This is a genomic window from Nocardia sienata NBRC 100364, from assembly GCF_001613205.1.
GTDB classification, from domain to species: domain Bacteria; phylum Actinomycetota; class Actinomycetes; order Mycobacteriales; family Mycobacteriaceae; genus Nocardia; species Nocardia sienata.
In genome coordinates, this window is the sequence record NZ_BDBX01000022.1 from 21,408 (window position 1) to 41,313 (window position 19,906).

Sequence of the window (19,906 nt, forward strand, 5' to 3'; positions counted from 1 at the left end):
ATGTCCGACCTATTGAGGCTGGCCACCGCCGGTTCTGTCGACGACGGCAAGTCCACCCTGGTCGGACGCCTGCTCTACGACACCAAATCCGTGCTCGCCGACCAGATCGACGCGGTGACCCGGGCGTCGGTGGACAAGGGACTGTCCACCCCGGACCTGTCGCTGCTGGTGGACGGTCTGCGGGCCGAACGCGAGCAGGGCATCACCATCGATGTCGCCTACCGGTACTTCGCGACCCCGCGCCGATCTTTCGTGCTGGCCGACACTCCCGGCCATGTGCAGTACACCCGCAACACCGTGTCCGGGGCGTCGACCGCCCAGCTGGTGATCCTGCTGGTGGACGCGCGCAAGGGCGTGATCGAGCAGACCCGGCGGCATGCGGCGGTCCTGGCGCTGCTGGGTGTGCCCAAGCTGGTGCTGGCGGTGAACAAGATCGACCTCATCGGCGGGGACGAGCCCACCGAAGAGGGCCGGCAGGCCGCGGCCGCCAAGGTATTCGCGGAGATTTCCGCGGAGTTCTCCCACCTCACCCGGACCCTCGGCTGGTCGGACGAGGATGTACTCGAGATCCCGGTGTCGGCGCTGCACGGCGACAATATCGCCACCCGCTCGGACAAGACCCCGTATTACAGTGGCCCGTCGCTGATCGAGCATCTCGAATCGGTGCCGGTGGACGCGGACAACTCCGGGGAGCACGCGGTGGGGCTGCGCTTCCCGGTCCAGTACGTCATCCGGCCGCGCACTCCGGAATACCCGGACTACCGCGGTTACGCGGGCCAGATCGCCGCGGGCTCGGTGGCCCCGGGCGACGAGGTGGTGGTGTTGCCCTCCGGTATCCGCACGACCGTCGAACGGATCGACACTCCCGACGGGGAACTGGCCGTCGCGCAGGCCGGTCGCAGTGTCACGCTGGTGCTGACCGACGAGGTCGATATCTCACGCGGTGACACCATCGCCTCACCCGGCGACGCGCCGGAACCCGTCGACACCTTCGACGCCACCGTGTGCTGGCTCGGTGACAAACCGCTGCGCCCCGGCGCCCGGCTGTTGCTCAAGCACGGCACCCGCACCACCCAGGCGATCGTGGGCGCGCTCACCGAACGTTTCGACGAGCAGCGCCTGGCCGCCGAACCGAACCCGGAATCGCTGTCGCTCAACGATATCGGCCGGATCTCGGTGCGGGTCGCCGAGGCGATCGCGGCCGACGACTACCGGGCCAACCGGCACACCGGCAGTTTCCTGCTCATCGACCCGGCGGGTGGGAACACGCTGGCGGCGGGCCTGGTCGGGGATGTGCTCACCGCGGTCGAGGTCGGAACCGAAGCCTGATGCCGGGCAGTCCCACGCTGGTAGCGGTGGCCCACGGCAGCCGGGATCCCCGGTCGGCCGCCACCGTCGCCGCGCTCCTGGACCGGGTGCGGGCCGCGCGTCCCGGGACGCCGGCCCGCCTCGCCTTCCTCGACCTGAACGCCCCCTCGGTCGGGCAGGTGCTGGACTCGGTCGCGGCCACCGGCGAAACCGACGCGGTGGTCGTCCCGCTGCTGCTGGGCAGCGCCTTCCATGCCCGCGTGGATCTGCCCGCTCTGCTGGCCGGCGCCGCCGCCCGCAACCCCGGCCTGCGACTCACCCAGGCCGAGGTGTTCGGCGCCGACCCCCGCCTGATCGAGGTGTTACACGCGCGGGTGCGGGCGGTGCGTGACCGGCACGGCTGGGACGCCCCACCCGCACGACTCGGTGTCGCCCTCGCCGCGGTCGGCTCGTCGTCGGCGGCGGCGAACCGCCGGACCGCCCGCCTGGCCGGCCGTTTCGCGGCCCGGACCGGCCATCTCACCGAAGTATGCTTCGCCACCGCGGAACCCACCCTCGCACAGGCGGCGGCACGACTGCGGGCCCGCGGCGCCGACCGCGTGCTCGTCGCGCCCTGGTTCTTGGCGCCCGGCCTGCTCACCGACCGGCTGCGCGACCAGGATCCGCTGCTTCCGCATGCCGAGGTCCTCGGCGCGGACTCCGCGCTCGCCGCGATCGTCTGGGACCGCTACGACGCCGCGCTCGCTCGCGCACTGCCGCTGTCGGCCTGAGGCCGGCGGCCTTTCACCAGGGACGGAGCGGCTCGGAACTCAGAACCAGCGCTCCAGCACGGTTGCCACACCGTCGGCCGCGACATCATCGGTGACCTCGTCGACCAGACCGTGGAGTTCGGCCGGCGCGTTCGCCATCGCGACCGAATGACCCGCCCAGGCGAACATTTCGCGGTCGTTGAAACCGTCCCCGATGGCCAGGGTGGCCTCGCGCGGGATACCGAGCAGGCGGCGCAGATGTTCCAGCGCCCACCCTTTGGAGATCCCGTGCCGGGAAATGGTCAGCCAGGGGCCGAATTCGCCATAGACCCAGCTGATCTCCGGCAGTGCCAGCCCCTCGAGCAGCCGGTGCATCTCCTCCGGCGCGCCCTGCGGCCACCAGCAGTTCAGGCGCGGAGTGGGTTCGCTGCCCAGGGTGAGATCGTCGACCACCACGTAATCGCCACCGGCGTAGTACTCGCCGGGGCTCATTCCGGTGGCCCAGAATCCCTCGCCGACCCGTTCAGCGGTGAAGATCATGTCCGGGAACAGCCGGCGCAGGGCGGTGACCGCGGGCGCGGGGTCGAAATGGTGTACCGCCACCGGGAGGGCTTGCTCGATATCGATGTGGACGGCGCCGTTCGAGCAGATGGCGTGTCCCTGGACGAGGCCGAGTTCGTCGAGCACCGGCCGGGTCGAGATGACCGTACGTCCGGTGCTCACCACGACGTGCGCGCCCGACCCGACCGCCCCGCGCACGGCCGCGGTCACCCGAGTGCTCACCTGGGTGCCGGTTTTCAGCAGTGTCCCGTCCACATCGAGCGCGATCAGCCGCGGTGGGCCCCCGTCAATGTCCACCCCGTCAATTGTGCCGTGCAGCGCCGCCGGGCCGCACCGGGTTTTCCCGAAAGGCTTCGACCGCTCCGCGGCGACGCGGGTGCTCAGCGGTGTGATCCGCTTCGGGAGGAGCCGCCACGCGTGTTCCCACCACGGGTGGCCCCACCGTCACCACTGATGGAATTCGAGCCATGGGACGTGGATCCACTGCTGTGCGACCCACCGGAGAAATCCGAACCACCGCCGAAGGTGCCGGAATTCGCACCCGCGCCACCCGGTCCCGAACGCCCCCCGAATCCGTGCGTGCCGCCGAACCCGCCGAACCCGCCGAACCCGCCGGAGTCACCGGATCCACCCGGAGCGGAGGGATGGGATCCTGCCGAAGGACCGGAGGAGGTTCCGCCGTGGTCGGCACCGAACCCGGCGGCCCCGCTGTCCGTGCCGCCGGAGCCGCCCGGAGCCCCCGAACCGTATCCACCTCCACTGTTACCACCCGAACCCGCTCGGCCCGAACCGAGTCCACCGCCGCTGCCCTCACCCGAACCGGCACCGCCCGAACCGAGTCCACCGCCACTGTCCTCACCCGAACCGGCACCACCCGAACCGAGCCCACCGCCGCTGTCCTCACCCGAACCGGCACCACCCGGAGCGGTCCAGCCGCCACCCGGCAAGCCGCCGGTCCAGCCGCCGCCGTCGGAGTCGTCTCCTGGCTCCGGCGGCTCGATACCGGGCGACCAACCGCCGGCGCCGCCGGATTCACCGCCACCATCGGCCGGACCACCGGTATCCCCACCCGGTTCGTCCACCACCGGCGGATCACCCGGTGCCGGGCTGCCCGGTCCCTCGTCACCCGGTGCCGGGCTGCCCGGTCCCTCGTCACCGGGCGCGGGCCGATCCGGGCCCGCGCCGATGTGCGGTGGAAGCCGGACACCACCGTGCCCGAACGGGGGATGGCCGAATCGCGCGGGGTCGTCGTACGGCGGCCGGGTTTGGGGGTGTTCGTCCTGTCGGGTGTGGTGTGGTCCGGCCCCGGCGTCCGCGGACCTTTCGGGAACCGATGTCGCCGGAGCGGGTGCACGACCGGGCATGGGTGGCCCGTACGGCCGTGTCATCGCGGCGGGCGAGATCACCGTGGGGGCGCGCAGCGGCGCGTAGGACACCGTCCATCCGGTGGCCGACCGCTCCACCTGCGCCTCACCGTGGATCTCGAACTGCACCGCCCCCGGGCTCTGCAGCGGAACCCGGTCCTGGTCGAAATGTTCGGTATCCGCCGGACCGTTGCCCAGGATGGTGGCCGCGGACATGGCGACCGCCGAGAAAAGGGCGGCGCCGGAGAAGATCGGCGGATGCTTCATCCCACCCGAGGCCGCCGGAGCCACGCTCTCCGCGGCCATCGCGGCGGCACCGAGCGCCACGCACTGCCCCGAATCGGCGGCGACGGTCACCGGCAGGCCCAGTTCGGCGAGGGTTTCGGCCACCTGTGGGGGTCGCGCGGCGCCGCCCACCACCAGCACCCGATCGATATCGGAGAGCGCTACACCGGCCGAGCGCACCGCCGCCCGGACCACCTCGAGGGAATCGCGCACGTGTTCACGCCGCAGGCCCTCCGGATTCACGAAGGACATGAGCGATACGGCGCCGGTGGCCGGTTCGGCCGGGCCGATGGCGCGGTCGCCGGCACAACGCGCGATCATCGCGCCCAGCGGCCGGGCGCCGAATTCATAGGAGCGGACCGCGTTGCCGACCACCGGGTGGTCGGGCCAGTCCGGCCCGGTCCGCACCACCGCCACATCGAGACTGTTTCCGCCCAGGTCGTAGACCAGGACGAATCCGGTGTCCAGTGGCCCGTGTTCGGTATCGAGCCAGTGCGCGGCAGCCACCGGTTCCGGGACCAGCTCCACATGCCCGACCCCGGCGAGATCCAGGCTCTGCCGCAGCAGGCCGAGTTGTTTGCGGGTGTACCCGGCCGGGTGGGTGGCGACCACCCCGGTCGCCGGTTCGGCGGCCACCAGCCCCTGGACCACCGAGGCGAAGATGGTGGCCGGCGACCAGATCCGCCCGTCCACGTACACCGAATCCGGATTCCGGCCCAGATCGGCGAATTCGTTTATCGCCGTGGAGAACCGGGTGATACCCCCGAGTCTCGCGGTGCCCCCGCTGTCGAATCCGACGGCGGTCCGTCGAGTCCGGACCACCGGTCGCGCGTCCTGTGCCCCGACCCACGCCGAAACCACGTTCACCGTACCGATGCTGATACCCAGCCCAGAAGTCATCTGCCATCCCGTCAACGCACCGTGACCACGTCCTCGAAAGAGCCATGGGCGCGGTCGTCTTCCAAACAGCGACCACAGGTTAGCTGGATCTCCGCTCGAATACCGAATAAACGAGAAGTAAATCCGTAGTTGCGGAGAGGTTTTCCCGTATCCGACCGGAGTCACCTATCGGGCCGAAGCAGCCGATGATTCCACGAAACAGCTTCTTATCAGCGAATATATCGGCCTATGGCACGGTTTCTGTTATGTCGACGGGCCGATGGATTCGTAAACCCCGGTGGCGCAGCATTACTCGAACACCATTCCTACCCGTCGGTAACGGACCGGTAGCCTTATCGGAAAGCATCATTTGGCAGGAAAACAGTCCGCGCAAATGCCTTTGGCAGTACCCGGCCCAAGCCCTCCCCCGATACGGAAACCGCACCGAACTCGTCGCCTCGCAGACCTGTCCGCGCACACCGCGCCTCTGTGAAAGCGACCATCGGGGGATTCCGGCAGCGTCCTATCCTGTTCGGGTGGAATCGGTCACGCTGGACCCCGTCGACCACGGCTTGCTGCACGCCCTGCAGATCGATGGGCGCGCGCCGTTCAGCAGGATCGCCGCTGTCCTGGACGTCTCGGACCGTACTGTCGCCCGCCGCTTCGGCCGGCTCCGGGCCGCCGGCGCACTTCGCGTCAGCGCCGTACCGCACAGTCCTCTCGCCGCGGACGCACAGTGGCTGGTGCGCCTGCGGGTCCATCCCCGAGCCGCCACCGGCGTGGCACGTGCGCTGGCCGCCCGCCACGACACCGCCTGGGTCACCGAATTATCCGGCGGCACCGAGATCGTCTGCCTGTTCCGGGTACCCGGCGACGGCACGGCACCGCTGGCAATGCTCAGTGCGCATCCCGGCATCGTCGAGGTGACCGCCCAGCGCGTGCTGCGCCATCTGATGAACCACCGCTGGCGCGGACGTATGTCCGCCCTCACCGAGGACCAGCTCGCCGGGATACACCCGCCCGATACAACGCCTCACGATCCGATCCGGCTCACCGATCTGGACCGCAGGCTCTTCCGCGCCCTGTCCGCCGACGGCCGGACGGCCTACGCGGATCTGGCCCGGCATATCGACTGGTCGGAATCCGCGGTCCGGCGGCGGCTGGCGGAACTGCGGGCCGCCGGGATGCTGCTGTTCGATGTCGAAGTGGAGCCCAAGCTGTTCGGCTTCTCCGCACAATGCCTGCTCTGGCTTTCGGTCACCCCGTCGCGGCTGAACACAGTCGCCGCGCGCCTTGCCGCGGACACCGAAACCGCCTATCTCGGCGCGACCACCGGCAAGCACAATCTGCTGGCCGTCACGCTCAGCCGTGACGCCGACACCCTGTACAGCTATCTGAGCGAGCGGATCGGAACGTTACCCGGGGTCGAGCAGGTGGAGACCGCGCCGATCACCGCGTACGCGAAACGTTTCGCCCCGGCCCCGGTGAGCCGGATGGGCTGACCGCATCGGGTGAGGTGCGCGGTCCCGGCGACGAGAACATGGCGGCGCCCCGAGTGATACGGCGCGGCGGATAGCCGGCTTTACTGGTCGTGGCGGTGCCGGGCGGCCATGACCTCGATCGTCTGCAGGCCGGACCCAGGCCGGAATGCCGTATCGGCGCAGCGATACCGCGGCCGAGACAGCTGTGCGCGTAGCCCACCCGCGCGGCGGCGTGACCGCGCGGGCGACTCCGCGGCGGAACACGCCGCGGGTCGGGTGGTCCGCCGCGCAGCGGATTCAGATGCGACCGAAGAGGCGGCGGCGTGCCGATCGCCCGGCGCGCAATACCGCTCCGCCCGGTCGGACCTGCGGCCTTCGACCGCGCAACAGGCCGTCGAAGGCCTCGGCGCTGCCCGCGGGTTCGGGTAGGCGGCCCGCGTTGAAATCGTCGGCCAACTGCTGCACCGTCTCCTGCGCACAGGACTTGTTGGTACCGATGAATCCCGTGGGCCCGCGCTTGATCCAGCCCGTGACATACGTGCCCGGGAACACTGCCCCGTCCGGCGCCTCCAGCACCCGCCCGGCCTGATTCGGGATGATTCCGCGCTGTTCGTCGAACGGCAGGCCCGGCGTGGGCACTCCCCGGTAACCCACCGAGGTGAGCACGAGCCCGGTCTCCAGCAGATCCAGCTCGCCGGTGCCCACCGCGCGTACCCGGCCGTCCTCACCGGTCACCAGATCGGTGCGCTCCACCTCGATGCCGGTGACGGCGTCGGGGCCGAGGATACGGCTCGGCGCGCTCTGATACCGGAAGACGATGCGCCGCCGCCCGGTCGACGGCCGCCCGGCGGCCCGGCGCAGCAGATCCAGTTTGCGCTCTACCTGATACGGCAGGCCCTCCGCGGGCGGAGGCAGTTCGCCGTCCACGACGATATCCACCTCCGCGCCCAGCAATCCGACGAACTCCGGCACCGTGAACGCCGATTCGGCGGGGCCGCGCCGGCCCAGCACCACGACCTCTTCCACGCTGCTGCGCCGCAGCGCCTCGAGCGCGATCGGCGAGATATCGGTCCCGGCCAGCCGTTCTGGATCGCTGGTCAGAATGCGCGCCACATCGAGCGCCACATTGCCGTTGCCGACAATGACGACCTTGCGCCGGGAGAGATCGAAATCGTGGTGCCGGTGGTCGGGGTGACCGTTGTACCAGGCCACGAAGTCGGTGGCGGAAACGTTACCGGCCAGACCCTCACCCGGGATACCGAGCTTGCGGTCGGTCGAGGCGCCGACCGCGTAGACGACCGCGTGATGATAGGCGAGCAGTTCCTCGTGCGAGATGTGCTTGCCCACCTCGACATCGAAATAGGACCCGAACCCCGGCTGTTCCGACATCACATCGAAGAGGTCGGCCACCTGCCGGGTCTTCGCGTGGTCCGGCGCCACACCGTACCGGGCCAGCCCGTACGGGACCGGCAGCCGGTCGAACACCGTCACCTGCACTTCGGGCTGGGTGAGCAGTTCGTCGGCCGCGTACATGGCCGAGGGTCCCGAGCCGACCACGGCCACCCGCAGCGGCCCGCGCGCGGCGGTATCGATCGCCGGCGCCGGCACCGGTGGTGCCAGCAGCGGACGCGGGCGCGCCTGCCGGTAGAAGTCGGCGTTGATCTCGATGAACGGCTGCTGCTCCGCGGTCAGTTTCTTCGTGGAGGTGATGGCGTCCACGGGGCAGGCCGAGGCACACGCGCCACAATCCACGCAGGCCGCCGGATCGACGTAGAGCATGTCCGCCGTCCGGAAATCCGGCTCGTCCGGGGTGGGATGGATGCAGTTGACCGGGCAGGCGTACACGCAGGACGCGTCGCTACAGCACGACTGGGTGACGACATAGGGCATGGAAGTACTACCGCCGCTCAGGCCGCTTTGCCGGAGACCGCGCGCAGCGGCTCGGAGCGGTACCGGGTGGTGTGCCCGTCGATCCCCAGCGCCTTCCACACCCGCTTGGCGATCGGGTTCATCAGGCCGATCTCCTCGGCCAGGGCGCGGACATCGCCGAAGTAGTCGCTGAAGGTCTGCTTGGCGTCGTCGGACCCGTAGAACAGTTCCTTGCGCACGCTGTCGGGAATATCGAACTCGTCGAAGAACGCCTTGGGCGGCGTCACGATGGCACGGCCGAGGATCCACATGACGATCGGCATGGCCAGTGACAGCACGAACCTGTTCCGCGCCGAGGACTCCGGGACATGCTTCTTGAGGAATTCGTGGGCGAAGGAGATGTGCCGCGCTTCTTCGGCCACATGGATGGCCATCACGCCGCGCATGATCGGATGCACTTCCTCGCCGGAGCGCAGAACTTCCTTCTGGATGTGGTCGATCGGCTCCTCGCCGCCGAGCACTGCCATGAAGAACAGGTTCGGGAAAGCCACCGCCACCGGGACGGCGATATGCCGGATCTGACGCACCAGCGGACCCATACCCGGGACATCCACCCCGATGCGGTTCACCATCTCCTGGAACATCAGGGTGTGGTTGTGCTCCTCGATCATCTCGTGGGAGCAGTAGCGGAATTCCGGGTCACCGTTGGGCAGGCCGAAGATGTGCTGCATCATGCCGCTGATCAGGATGGCCTCGAACTGCAGGCCCACTTTTGCGACATTGGCCTGGCGGTACTTGCCGAGCGCGATCTTCTTGTCGTCCGGCAGCGCCTGATACCAGGGGTGGCGGCCGACGGTGTCACCGGAGACCGGCAGAATCCAGCGCTCCGGCCGGGCATCGGCGGCGAAGTCGGGATTGTCCCAGTCGATATCGGTGAACGGATCGAAGTTCCGGTTGACCGAGCCCTCCGACAGCAGCAACAGCTTCTCCGCGTATTCCTGAGCCTGCGCGACCAGTTGGTCGTCGGAGACCGTGGTGGCTGAAGACGTCATCGTCACTGCCTCTCGTCGATGATTCGGGCTTAACTGTTTCCCATAGTTACAGCTACGCCCGGGTACGTCAACACGACTACCCGCGGGCGCCGGGTCACACCATGGACGTGGCGAGTATCACTCCAGCTCAGCACAGGGTGGGCAGGGGCCGAACAGGCTGAGAAGCACGGAGTACAGGTGGTGGCCCGCAGTGACACCCGGACACCGCGCGGGCCGACAGGGAGGGCGGTGCGCCTACGTCGGATGGTCGGCGTCCGAGGCCCGCCCCGGCTTCGGGAGGGCCGAGCGAAGAAGCGCAGCGACTCCGGCACCGGTGTGCGGACCCGGGGTTACGAGCGGCCGGACCCGCGCGACACCGAAGGCCAGGCCCTCGATCACCGCACCGGCAGTTGGGGAATCCGGGTCGCGCGGGCGTAGACCGTCTCCCCCTCCGCCAAGCGCAACGCCTCGGCGTCACCGCGGGTGACCTGGGCGGTGAACAGGTCACCGGTGGCGGCGTTGCGCAACTCCACCCGGACCTCGAACCCGAGCCGCACCACCCGCTCGACCGTCGCCCGGGTGACGCCCGCCGATTCCGCGGTCCCCTCATATGCGGCCAGCGCCATATTCGCATCCCGGCCCACCCGGATATCGTGCGGCCGCACCAGGTGCCCGTTGAGCCGCGCCACCGCGCCCAGGAACGACATGACGAACTCGCTGGCGGGCCGGTCGTAGACATCCTCGGGACTGCCGACCTGTTCGATCCGGCCGGCGTTCATGACCGCGATACGGTCGGCGACGTCCAAGGCTTCTTCCTGGTCGTGGGTGACCAGCACGGTGGTCACGTGTACTTCCTCATGCAGGCGGCGCAACCAGGTCCGCAGGTCCGCGCGGACCTTCGCGTCGAGCGCGCCGAACGGCTCGTCCAGCAGCAACACCTGCGGGTCCACCGCCAGCGCCCGGGCCAGTGCCATCCGCTGCCGCTGCCCGCCGGACAGCTGCGCCGGATACCGGTGCTGGAAACCGTCCAGACCGACGATGCCGAGCAGTTCGTCGACCCGTTTCGCGATCTCGGGCTTCGGCCGTTTCCGGATGGTCAGCCCGAAGGCCACATTGTCGCGGACGGTCATATGTTTGAACGCCGCGTAGTGCTGGAAGACGAAACCGATATCGCGCTTCTGCGGTGGTACCCGGGTCACGTCCCGGCCGCCGATGGTGACCACCCCGGAATCGAGATTCTCCAGCCCCGCGATCGACCGCAGCAGCGTCGACTTCCCGGACCCCGAGGGACCGAGCAGCGCCGTCAGCTCACCCGAGGGGATATCCAGGCTGACATCGTCGAGGGCGGCGAACGAACCGTAGCTCTTGCGCGCATTGGTCACGGTGATCACGGGCGGCCTCCGGCATACACAGTCGAGGTGCTTTTCTTCGAAGCTGGGACATGCGGCCCGCGAAGGCCGCGGCGACGGCGAAGGTGTCGCCTCACGACGCGTTCCGCTTACGTTCCAGCAGCGTCATCAACAGCAGGGTGATGAGCGCGAGTCCCATCAGCAGGGTGGCGGCGCAGTACGCGCCGAAATCGTTGTGATCGTTGATATAGCGTTCGTGCACCAGCAACGTCAGCGTCTGCGATACACCCGGGAACCCGGACGACACCATGATGACGGCGCCGAACTCGCCCAGCGCGCGGGCCACGGTGAGTACCACGCCGTAGGTCAGCCCCCAGCGGATGGCGGGGACGGTGATCCGCCAGAAGGTCTGCCAGCGCGACGCCCCCAGGGTCGCCGCCGCCTGTTCCTGATCGTCGCCGATCTCGTGCAGCACCGGTTCCACCTCGCGCACGACGAACGGCATGGTGACGAAAATGGTCGCCAGCACCATGCCCGGCAGCGCGAAGATGACCCGGAAACCCCAGTCGGTGACCACACCGAACCAGCCGTCGACACCCCACAGCATGATCAGCGCGACACCCACCACCACCGGCGAGACCGCGAACGGCAGGTCCACGACGCCCTGCAGCAACCGGCGGCCGGGAAAATCTCCGCGTACCAGCGCCAGGGCGATCACCACGCCGAGGATCACGTTCACCGGCACCACGATCACCAGGATGATCATGGAGAGGTTGAAGGCCGAGATGGCGGCGGGCGTACTGATCTGATCGATGAACGCCCCGATCCCCTGGCCGAACGCCCGATACAGGATGATCCCGAGCGGCAGCACCAGCAGGACGAACAGGTAGCCGAGGGCCAGCACGCGCAGCGTGATCCGGCCGGGAGCGGACAGTTTCACCGGGCCTCACGTTCCTTGCGCGCCGTGCGCTCGGCGAACACCCGCAGCACCAGCAGCGCGACGAACGCGATCACCAGCAGCGCCACCGAGACCGCCGCCGCGTTCACCGGCCGATCGATCTCGATCTGCTGCTGGATGTATTGGGAGGCCACCTGCGTCTCCCGTGGGATATTGCCGCCGATCAACACCACCGAACCGAATTCACCGATGGCGCGCGCGAACGCCAGACCGCCGCCGCTGATGATGGCCGGCGCCAAAGTCGGCAGCACCACGCGGCGGAAGGTCGTCCAGTTGTCGGCGCCCAGCGACAGGGCCGCCTGTTCCACCTCGCGATCGGCCTCGATGAGCACCGGCTGCACCGAGCGCACCACGAACGGGAGGGTCACGAAGGCCAGTGCCACCACCAGGCCCGGCCGGGTGGCGTTGAGATGGATATCGACCGGACTCTGCGGTCCGTACAGGGCCAGCAGCACAATGCTGGCGACAATCGTGGGCAGCGCGAACGGCAGATCGATCAGCGCGTTCACCAGGCCCTTGCCGGGGAAGTCGTCCCGGACCAGAACCCAGGCGATCATCGTGCCCATCACGACATTCAGCAGGGCCACCGCCACCGAGACCAGCACCGTCACCCGCAGCGACGCCAACGCCGCCGGATCGGTGATCGCGCCCCAGAACCCGGACCAGCCGTCGTCGAACGCACTGAAGGTCAGCGCGGCCAGCGGCAGCAACACGATCACACTGAGCCACAGCATCGCGGTGGCGATACCGAGCGGGCCCACCGAACCGGTGAACCGCAACCATGATCGGACCGGTCGGCGGGTCGACACGTCCGGGCCGGCGGCGCCGGCGGGCGCGGGCTCGGTGGCGGTGCTGCGTTCGGTCACGAGTATCGAGTATCGCGTGTGGGCCGGGTCACCCGGCTACTCGGTCGCGTTGTCGTAGGCGACGGCGATGGTTCCGGTCTCGGGCGCGAACAGTTCCGCCTCCACCCTCTCCCAGCCGCCGAGGTCGGCGACGGTGTAGAGGACGGGCGGCTGCGGGAAGACATCGGTGTACTCGGCGGCCACCCCCGGGTCGACCGGCCGGAAGCCCGCATCGGCCCAGGCGCGCTGCGCTTCGGTCGTGTAGAGGAAATCGCGGAAGGCGATCGCCTTCTCCGGATGCGGGGCGTGTTCGAGCACCGCGACGGGGTTCTCGATCTTGAAAGTGGTCTCCGGGACGATGTGCTCGACCGGGTCGCCGTGCCGTTCGGCGAAGATCGCCTCGTTCTCGTAGCTGATCAGCACATCGCCGGTACCCTGCAGGAAGGCCTCGGTGGCCTCGCGCCCCGACTTCGGCTGGACGCGCACACGGGTCAGCATCTGATTCAGGTAGTCCACCCCCGCCTGCGGGTTCTGCCCGCCCGCGCTGGCCGCGGCGTAGGGGGCGAGCAGGTTCCATTTCGCGGAACCGGAACTGAACGGGTTCGGGGTCACCACCTCGACATCGGGGCGTAGGAGATCGTCCCAGGTCCGGATGTTCTTCGGGTTCCCGGAGCGCACCACCAGCGCCACCACCGAGCCGAAGGGCACCCCGCGGGTGGCGTCGGCGTTCCAGTCGGGATCCACCAGTCCGGCGTCGACCAAGCGGGTGATGTCGGGTTCGAGGGAGAAGCTCACCACATCGGCCGGCGCGCCGCGCGCGATCTTGCGGGACTGATCCCCCGACGCGCCGTAGGACCGGCGCACCTCGACGCCCTCGCCCACCTCGGTGTCGTTGAACTTCGGGATCACCTCGTCGTAGCCGGGCTTGGGGATGGCGTACGCGTACAGATCGACGGTTCCCCCGCTGCCGTCGGCCCCACCGCCGCCGACCTCGTCGCTGGATCCCCCGGCACACCCGGCCACCAGTATCGGCACCGCGACCAGCACCGCCAGCAGGCGAGGTACCGGCCGGCCGACTCGGGTACCGGCCCGCTCACCGAACCCGCGCCCGCCCGATACGGCCCGGGCACCGGCGCGCACGACAGCCCGCGTCACCGGGTGAACAACCAGGCGACGATCACCAGCACCAACAGTGCCAGCAGCGCGATCTGCACCCGTGAGCGCGGCATCAGTACACCTCGTTTCCGGCCTCGCGGTCACCGTCGGCGTCGTCGCGGCCCAACGCGACGCCCGCCACGTGCAGGAACCGGTCGATCAGGTAGGCGATCGCGAAACTGATCGGCACCATACCCACCAGCACCACGAGGAACTGAGGTATGAACGGCAGACCCGCCACCCACATCTCGAACCCGTCCCACCAGTCGGCAATACGCTCCACGGCGACCAGCGTAGAACACCGCACAGCGCCCACTCCGACCCGTGCCTTGACCTCAACCCGACTCGAGATTGCAGGCTGAGGTCATGACACAGGCACCAGAGGTATGGAACTCCGCCTACGACAACGACACCGCACCGTGGATCATCGGTGAACCCCAGCCCGCGATCGTCGCCCTCGAACGCGCCGGCCGGATCCGCGGCCGCGTCCTGGACCCCGGCGCGGGTGCCGGTGAGCACACCATCGCGCTCACCGCCCTCGGCTACGACGTGCTCGGCGTGGATCTGTCCCCGAGCGCGGTCGCCTACGCGCGCCGCAACGCCGCGGCCAAGAATGTGCCGACCGCGCGGTTCGACGTGGCCGATATGGTCGCCCTCGCCCACTCCGGCGACAACCCGCTCGGCACCTTCGACACGATCGTCGACAGTGCGCTGTTCCATGTGTTCGTCTCCGACGCCGGGGCCCGGGCCGACTACGTCAGCACACTGCACCGCCTGTGCGCGCCGGGCGGGTACGTGCATATCCTGGCGCTCTCGGACACCGAACCCGGGTTCGGTCCGCGGATCGGCGCGGCGATGATCCGCGACTCGTTCGCCGGCCCCGGCTGGGAGGTCGAGGACCTGCGGCCCGAGCACTACTACGGCCGGATCACCGAGACGGTCGCCGACCGGGCCGGGGACCTCACTCCCGACGCCGCGGGCAAGGTGGAACTCGCCGCCTGGCTGGCCCGGATCCGACGCGTCGGCTGAGCCGTGGTGGACGGCTCGGGGCCGCGCGACCCATGATGGGGTATGCCGAGTCCCGAGCACGCACCGTCGGCCGACGGGAAACCGGGCACCTTCCCGGCTCTTCCGCCGCAAACCAAGCTGCCGCAGAGCAATTTCCCGGTCATCGATGACTACGCCTTCCTGTCCGACTGCGAAACCACGTGTCTGATCGCCAGTAACGGCGCGGTCGAGTGGATGTGTGTCCCGCGCCCGGATTCACCGAGTGTTTTCGGCGCCATCCTGGATCGCAGCGCCGGCCATTTCCGGCTGGGCCCCTACGGTCGCACCGTGCCCGCCGCCCGCCGCTATCTGCCCGGCGGAATGATCCTGGAGACCACCTGGCAGACCGAGGCGGGCTGGCTGATCGTCCGGGACGCGCTGGTGCTGGGCCCATGGCACAGCACCGAACAGCGCAGCCGCACCCATCGCCGCACGCCGACCGATTGGGACGCCGCCCATATGCTGCTGCGCACGGTCAAATGCGTGAGCGGTACGGTCGAACTCGAACTGAGCTGTGAACCGTCGTTCGACTACCACCGGGCCTCGGCCACCTGGGAGTACACGGGCAAGGTGTACGAGGAGGCCTCCGCGGTCTGTGCCGCCGACCCGACGGCCGGGCCCACCCTGGTGCTCACCACCGATCTGCGGCTGGGTCTCGAGGGGCGCGAGGCCCGAGCGCGGACCCGGATGCGCGAGGGCGACTGCGCCTATGTCGCGCTCACCTGGTCGGAACTGCCGGCGCCGCAAACCTTCGCCGAGGCCACCGAGAAGATGTGGACGACCATAGAATGCTGGCGGCAGTGGGTCACCCTCGGTGATTTCCCGGACCATCCCTGGCGTCGCTATCTGCAACGCAGCGCCCTCACGCTGAAAGGCCTCACCTACGCCCCTACCGGCGCTCTGATGGCCGCCGCCACCACCTCGCTGCCCGAGTCCCCCGGCGGCGAGCGCAACTGGGACTACCGCTACTCCTGGGTGCGCGATGCCAGTTTCGCCCTGTGGGGTCTGTACACCCTGGGCCTGGACCGCGAAGCCGACGATTTCTTCGCCTTCCTGCACGACGCCACCACCGGACCCGACGGTGAGGCAGTGCCCCTGCAGGTGCTGTACGGAATCGGCGGGGAGCGCGAACTCACCGAGCGCACTCTCGATCATCTGTCCGGCTACGGCAACGCGCGGCCGGTCCGGATCGGCAACGGCGCCTACAACCAGGAGCAGCACGATATCTGGGGCACCATGCTCGACGCGGTGTACCTGCACGTGAAATCCCGTCAGCATGTGCCGGAAACATTGTGGCCGATGCTGGAACGCCAGGTAGGTGCGGCCATCGACCACTGGCGCGAACCCGATCGGAGTCTGTGGGAGGTCCGCGGCCAACCCCAGCACTTCACCTCCTCGAAGGTGATGTGCTGGGTGGCGCTGGACCGCGGCGCGCGCATCGCCGAACTGCATGGTCAGGCCCATATCGCCCAGGAATGGCATCGGATCGCCGAGGAGATCCGGGCCGATGTGCTGGCCCACGGCGTGGACGACCGCGGTCGCTTCACCCAGGTTTACGGCGGCACGACCCTCGACGCCTCGCTGCTCTTGGTGGTACTCACCCGGTTCCTGCCCCCGGACGATCGGCGGGTTCGCGCCACCGTGCTCGGCATCGCCGAGGAGCTCACGGAGAACGGCCTGGTACTGCGCTACCGCAACGAGACCACTGACGACGGGCAGGTCAGCCCCGAGGGCAGTTTCACCATCTGCTCGTTCTGGCTGGTATCGGCGCTGGTGGAGATAGGCGAGATCGGCCGCGCCCGCAGACTGTGCGAACGGCTGCTCACCCATGCCAGCCCACTGAAGTTGTACGCCGAGGAAATCGACCCGTCCACCGGCCGGCATCTGGGCAACTACCCCCAGGCGTTCACCCACCTGGCCCTGATCAACGCGGTCACCCACCTGATCCGGGCCGAAGGCTCCCAGGAGGCCGGAACGTTCCGGCCGGCCCACAGCAACACCGGCGGCACCCCGTGGCGCAGCCGGCCCCGGCGCTGAGCGGTCAGGCGGCGACGAAACTGTCGGCCTGCTGGCGCAGGTCGCGCAGTTTACCCATCTCGCTGTCCAACCGGGCCAGCCGCTCGGCGCCCCGATCGCCGTACTGGGCGCCGGCTTCCTCGGCGACGCGTAGCGCCTCGTCCGCGGTGCGCAACGCGTCGGTGGCTATATCGGTGAAATGATCCCGCAGCACCCGCTGCACCTCACGCAGGCGGGTCCGGGACTCCTTGCCGACCTGGAACACCACATCGTCCATCAAACGCGCCAGCGCCACCTTGGCCTCGGCCTGTCGCCGCTGCCGGCGGGTGCGCCGGTCCTCCCACAGGGCATGCAGACCCAGCAGAATGCCGGCGCCGGCCGAATACCAGTTCACCAGGGACATACCGAGCAGGCTGGTGGCCAGGCCGACCATCAGGATACCGCCGTAGGAACCGCGCAGCGCGGACAGGAACTGCTCGGTCACACCGGCTTTCGCGCTCTGCAGCGGCTCCAGCGCCGCGACGTCCTCCAGCAGTTCGGCGGGATACTGCGGACGGATATCGGGCAGATCCGGGCGTCGGTGGTCGGCGGGGAACCGCGCGGCCACCTGCTCGCCCAGTTCCTCGGCGCGATAGTTGGCCGTTTCGAAATTCTCCGCGATCGCCTCGGCGATCCTGGCCTCGAGATCGGTGCCGAAGCGCGCCCAGCGGGCCGCCGGGTCGGTACGCGAGATCTCCGCCTCGGCATCGCGCACCAGGATCCGCAGCCGATGCCGCAGATCGTGTTCGATATCGGCCATGAGTTCGGTGCTGCCGTCGGCGAGGGTGATCTGCCAGGTCGCGGTGCGCTGGCGTAGCTGATCGGCCTGGTCCCGGGCGGTCGCCAGCTGCTGGGTGACATGTGCCCGGCGGCGCGGATCACGCAGGGCGTCGGCCTCGGTGCGCAGCGTGACACCGAGATGGTCGCCGACCAGCCGGATATCGCGCACCGCGGACTGTACGGCCGCCGCGTCGGCGTGGGCGACCACGTAGTCGCGCAGATGTTCGACAAGTTGCGGCAGACCCGATTCGATCGCACGCTGCTGATCACCGGACTGCTGCGCCTCCTGATGGAGGGCGGCCGAGACCGGCGCCACCGCGAAGCCCAGCCCGGCGGCATCGAGCAGTTCGCGATTACGTTCCTGCACGTGTGTCCAGTGCGGGTTCCGATCGATTTTGTTGAGTACGCAGATCACCGTGGGGCACACCTGACCGATCCGCCGCAGATGCTCGATCTGCTCCCGGCTGTACTCGTTGTCCGCGTCGCTCACATAGAGCACGGCGTCGGCGGCGGCGATCATCGACCAGGTGCTGCGGTCCTGCACGGCCGCTCCGGGGGCGTCCATCAGCACGATCCCCTCGGCCAGCAGGGGGCTGGGCTGGGTGAAATCGGCCCGGATCACGCCTTTGGCCATGAGCGCCGGAGCCGGGTTCAGCGGATCGACGGGCTGACGCCGAATACGCCCACCGCCCTCGCGGCGGATGAGGGTGGCGGAAGGTTCGGGTCCGTACTCCACGATCGCGGGCACGCTGATCGCGCTGTCGGTGGCGCTGATCGGCGCCCCCGCCATGGTGTTGACCAGAGTGCTCATCCCGCTCTTCGGCGGACCGACCACCACCAGCCGCACCCGGGTGTCGGCCACCCGGGCGCGCACCATCCCGAGCCGGCCCCGCAAGTCGTTACGACTCGCGGTGCGTGATACGTCCCGCAGCTCATCGATGATCTGGATGAGGGGGGCCATCACATCCGGGTTCTTCACCGTGGCGGCCCGCGGTCCGGCTACGGCAGACAAGCCCTCTCCTCACTCTCGGTCACAAAATCCCGTCATCCGACCGCGCTCGGTCGAATCGACCCCCCGTACGACCGGACGGAACCCCCCGCCGGTCGTGAACCGTCACATGAATACCCAGTGGCCGTGATCGCCAATCGAATCCTCGGTCACCGCCACAGTATGCGGCAGCAATCCGCCGGACAGATCACCGGCCAGGCCACCGCTCGCGATACCGAGCGCGATCGGCTCGCTATCTGGCGTGACGGCCACCGCGTGCACATCGTACGGAACCGGCGAACCGTGCTCGGCGATCGGCTGCACCTGGGGCGCTACCGGCAGCGGTGTCGGCAGCGGGTGCGGCGCCACCGGGGCGTCCGGCAGGACCGGTTGCTGGGTCGGCACACTCACGGTGGGCACCGGGACGGACGGTTGGTCCGCGGTGGGCACCTGCTGCGTGGGGACCGGCTGCGTGGGGATCTCCACCGTGGACGGAGTCCCGTCCGGGGTCTGATCACCGGCGCCCGGGCCGTTCGAGCCGGTACCACCGATCGGGTCGGTGGTGGTACCGCCGGTCTCGGTCCCACCGGTGGAGGCGCCGGGGCTCGTGGTGGTGGCGCCGGTCGATTCGCCGGTGCTGCCGGTGGCCCCGCCCTGGGAGGTGGTGGTCTCCGGCATCGTGCTTCCGGTGGACGGGCCCTCGGTGCCGGTGGTGGTCTCCGGCGAGGTGACCGAACCGTCCGGAGATGTGGTGGTGCTCCCGCCGAGCGGCGGTGTGGTGCTGCCGTCCACCGTGGTGCTGCCGTCCGGGGACGTGGTCGTAGTGCCGTCGGGGCCGGTGGTCGTGGTGCCGGTGGTGGACGTGGCGTCGCCGGTGGTCGTCGGCGTGGTCGTTGTCGGCACGACGGGGGTGGAGGGCCCGGGCAGAGCCGGCTCGGCCGGCGGCTGTGGCTCCGGTGTCCGCGGCGGCCGGTGGAACAGTTCCGGCAGCTGCGCGGCGGGCGCGGTCAGCGGCGACGGTCCGGCCGGCGCATGGAGGACATTGGCCATCGGAGTGGTCGCCGCATCGGGCTGGACCGTGGTCTGCAGCGGGGTCGCCGCGACCGGCTGCACCGCCGGTGCCATGGCGGCCGGTACGGCAACCGGCGGCGGAACGGGGGCCGGAGCCATCGGCGCGGGCGCGACCGGGGCCGCGGCCACTG

General features: G+C 69.3%; 15 protein-coding genes and 1 pseudogene. 5 read left to right on the forward strand and 11 right to left on the reverse strand.

Translation table 11 applies throughout. The features are described 5' to 3' along the window. Together NS4_RS14270 and NS4_RS14275 are read left to right on the forward strand one after the other, a co-directional pair. Positions 1-1,329 (forward strand): sulfate adenylyltransferase subunit 1, encoded by a 1,329-nt coding sequence (locus NS4_RS14270; RefSeq protein ID WP_063060015.1) that lies wholly within the window; start codon positions 1-3, stop codon positions 1,327-1,329. Further along, on the forward strand, positions 1,329-2,078 hold the full coding sequence (locus tag NS4_RS14275) for a sirohydrochlorin chelatase (protein ID WP_063060016.1): 750 nt from the start codon (positions 1,329-1,331) through the stop codon (positions 2,076-2,078). Before NS4_RS14270 ends, NS4_RS14275 begins: the two co-directional genes overlap by 1 nt. Positions 2,079-2,117: 39 nt before the next feature. On the opposite strand, the gene NS4_RS14280 is transcribed toward NS4_RS14275, so the two are convergent. Then, complete coding sequence (locus tag NS4_RS14280; RefSeq protein WP_084487245.1) at positions 2,118-2,915, reverse strand: HAD family hydrolase; 798 nt, start codon at positions 2,913-2,915, stop codon at positions 2,118-2,120. A gap of 83 nt (positions 2,916-2,998) precedes the next feature. Further along, positions 2,999-5,167: an Hsp70 family protein gene (locus NS4_RS14285; protein WP_063060017.1), complete on the reverse strand. Its 2,169-nt coding sequence runs from the start codon at positions 5,165-5,167 to the stop codon at positions 2,999-3,001. Positions 5,168-5,682: 515 nt separating this feature from the next. Between NS4_RS14285 and NS4_RS14290 the strand changes: the two genes are divergently transcribed. Then, positions 5,683-6,648, forward strand: a complete 966-nt coding sequence (locus tag NS4_RS14290; RefSeq protein ID WP_063060018.1) for an Lrp/AsnC family transcriptional regulator — start codon at positions 5,683-5,685, stop codon at positions 6,646-6,648. Positions 6,649-6,924: 276 nt separating this feature from the next. On the opposite strand, the gene NS4_RS14295 is transcribed toward NS4_RS14290, so the two are convergent. From NS4_RS14295 to NS4_RS14325, 7 genes are all read right to left on the reverse strand, one after another. Then, entirely contained in the window at positions 6,925-8,517 is a 1,593-nt protein-coding gene (locus tag NS4_RS14295) for an FAD-dependent oxidoreductase (protein ID WP_084487248.1), read from the reverse strand. Between the two features lie 17 nt (positions 8,518-8,534). Then, complete coding sequence (locus tag NS4_RS14300; RefSeq protein ID WP_157106045.1) at positions 8,535-9,548, reverse strand: AurF N-oxygenase family protein; 1,014 nt, start codon at positions 9,546-9,548, stop codon at positions 8,535-8,537. Between the two features lie 374 nt (positions 9,549-9,922). Then, positions 9,923-10,918 carry a sulfate/molybdate ABC transporter ATP-binding protein gene (locus NS4_RS14305; protein WP_063060020.1) on the reverse strand — a complete coding sequence of 332 codons (996 nt, stop codon included), beginning with the start codon at positions 10,916-10,918 and terminating at the stop codon, positions 9,923-9,925. Positions 10,919-11,009: 91 nt separating this feature from the next. Continuing rightward, the gene (gene cysW, locus NS4_RS14310; protein ID WP_063060021.1) at positions 11,010-11,816 is read right to left on the reverse strand and encodes a sulfate ABC transporter permease subunit CysW; all 807 of its coding nucleotides are present in this window, start codon (positions 11,814-11,816) and stop codon (positions 11,010-11,012) included. Further along, the gene (cysT, locus tag NS4_RS14315) at positions 11,813-12,568 is read right to left on the reverse strand and encodes a sulfate ABC transporter permease subunit CysT (RefSeq protein ID WP_157106047.1); all 756 of its coding nucleotides are present in this window, start codon (positions 12,566-12,568) and stop codon (positions 11,813-11,815) included. The genes cysW and cysT overlap by 4 nt, the downstream gene beginning before the upstream one ends. 168 nt (positions 12,569-12,736) lie before the next feature. After that, positions 12,737-13,735: a sulfate ABC transporter substrate-binding protein gene (locus NS4_RS14320; protein WP_063060035.1), complete on the reverse strand. Its 999-nt coding sequence runs from the start codon at positions 13,733-13,735 to the stop codon at positions 12,737-12,739. A 172-nt stretch (positions 13,736-13,907) separates the two neighbouring features. Continuing rightward, positions 13,908-14,117: a hypothetical protein gene (locus tag NS4_RS14325; protein WP_063060023.1), complete on the reverse strand. Its 210-nt coding sequence runs from the start codon at positions 14,115-14,117 to the stop codon at positions 13,908-13,910. An 83-nt stretch (positions 14,118-14,200) separates the two neighbouring features. Between NS4_RS14325 and NS4_RS14330 the strand changes: the two genes are divergently transcribed. Both NS4_RS14330 and NS4_RS14335 read left to right on the forward strand, forming a co-directional pair. Further along, positions 14,201-14,863, forward strand: a complete 663-nt coding sequence (locus NS4_RS14330; protein WP_063060024.1) for a class I SAM-dependent methyltransferase — start codon at positions 14,201-14,203, stop codon at positions 14,861-14,863. Between the two features lie 42 nt (positions 14,864-14,905). Further along, a complete protein-coding gene (locus NS4_RS14335) occupies positions 14,906-16,918 on the forward strand; it encodes a glycoside hydrolase family 15 protein (protein ID WP_063060025.1) in 2,013 nt (670 codons plus the stop codon). A gap of 4 nt (positions 16,919-16,922) precedes the next feature. Here NS4_RS14335 and NS4_RS14340 read toward each other — a convergent pair whose 3' ends face one another. Together NS4_RS14340 and NS4_RS32650 are read right to left on the reverse strand one after the other, a co-directional pair. Next, the gene (locus tag NS4_RS14340) at positions 16,923-18,728 is read right to left on the reverse strand and encodes a dynamin family protein (RefSeq protein ID WP_063060026.1); all 1,806 of its coding nucleotides are present in this window, start codon (positions 18,726-18,728) and stop codon (positions 16,923-16,925) included. 102 nt (positions 18,729-18,830) lie between these two features. Further along, positions 18,831-19,906, reverse strand: a pseudogene (locus tag NS4_RS32650) (hypothetical protein); the annotation flags it as partial.

Excerpts from the sequence above, each read along its gene's own strand:
- NS4_RS14270 (WP_063060015.1), top strand. The coding sequence starts at position 1 with ATGTCCGACCTATTGAGGCTGGCCACCGCCGGTTCTGTCGACGACGGC.
- NS4_RS14275 (WP_063060016.1), top strand. The coding sequence starts at position 1,329 with ATGCCGGGCAGTCCCACGCTGGTAGCGGTGGCCCACGGCAGCCGGGAT.
- NS4_RS14285 (WP_063060017.1), bottom strand. The coding sequence starts at position 5,167 with ATGACTTCTGGGCTGGGTATCAGCATCGGTACGGTGAACGTGGTTTCG.
- NS4_RS14295 (WP_084487248.1), bottom strand. The coding sequence starts at position 8,517 with ATGCCCTATGTCGTCACCCAGTCGTGCTGTAGCGACGCGTCCTGCGTG.
- NS4_RS14300 (WP_157106045.1), bottom strand. The coding sequence starts at position 9,548 with ATGACGTCTTCAGCCACCACGGTCTCCGACGACCAACTGGTCGCGCAG.
- cysT (WP_157106047.1), bottom strand. The coding sequence starts at position 12,568 with ATGCTGTGGCTCAGTGTGATCGTGTTGCTGCCGCTGGCCGCGCTGACC.
- NS4_RS14330 (WP_063060024.1), top strand. The coding sequence starts at position 14,201 with ATGACACAGGCACCAGAGGTATGGAACTCCGCCTACGACAACGACACC.
- NS4_RS14335 (WP_063060025.1), top strand. The coding sequence starts at position 14,906 with ATGCCGAGTCCCGAGCACGCACCGTCGGCCGACGGGAAACCGGGCACC.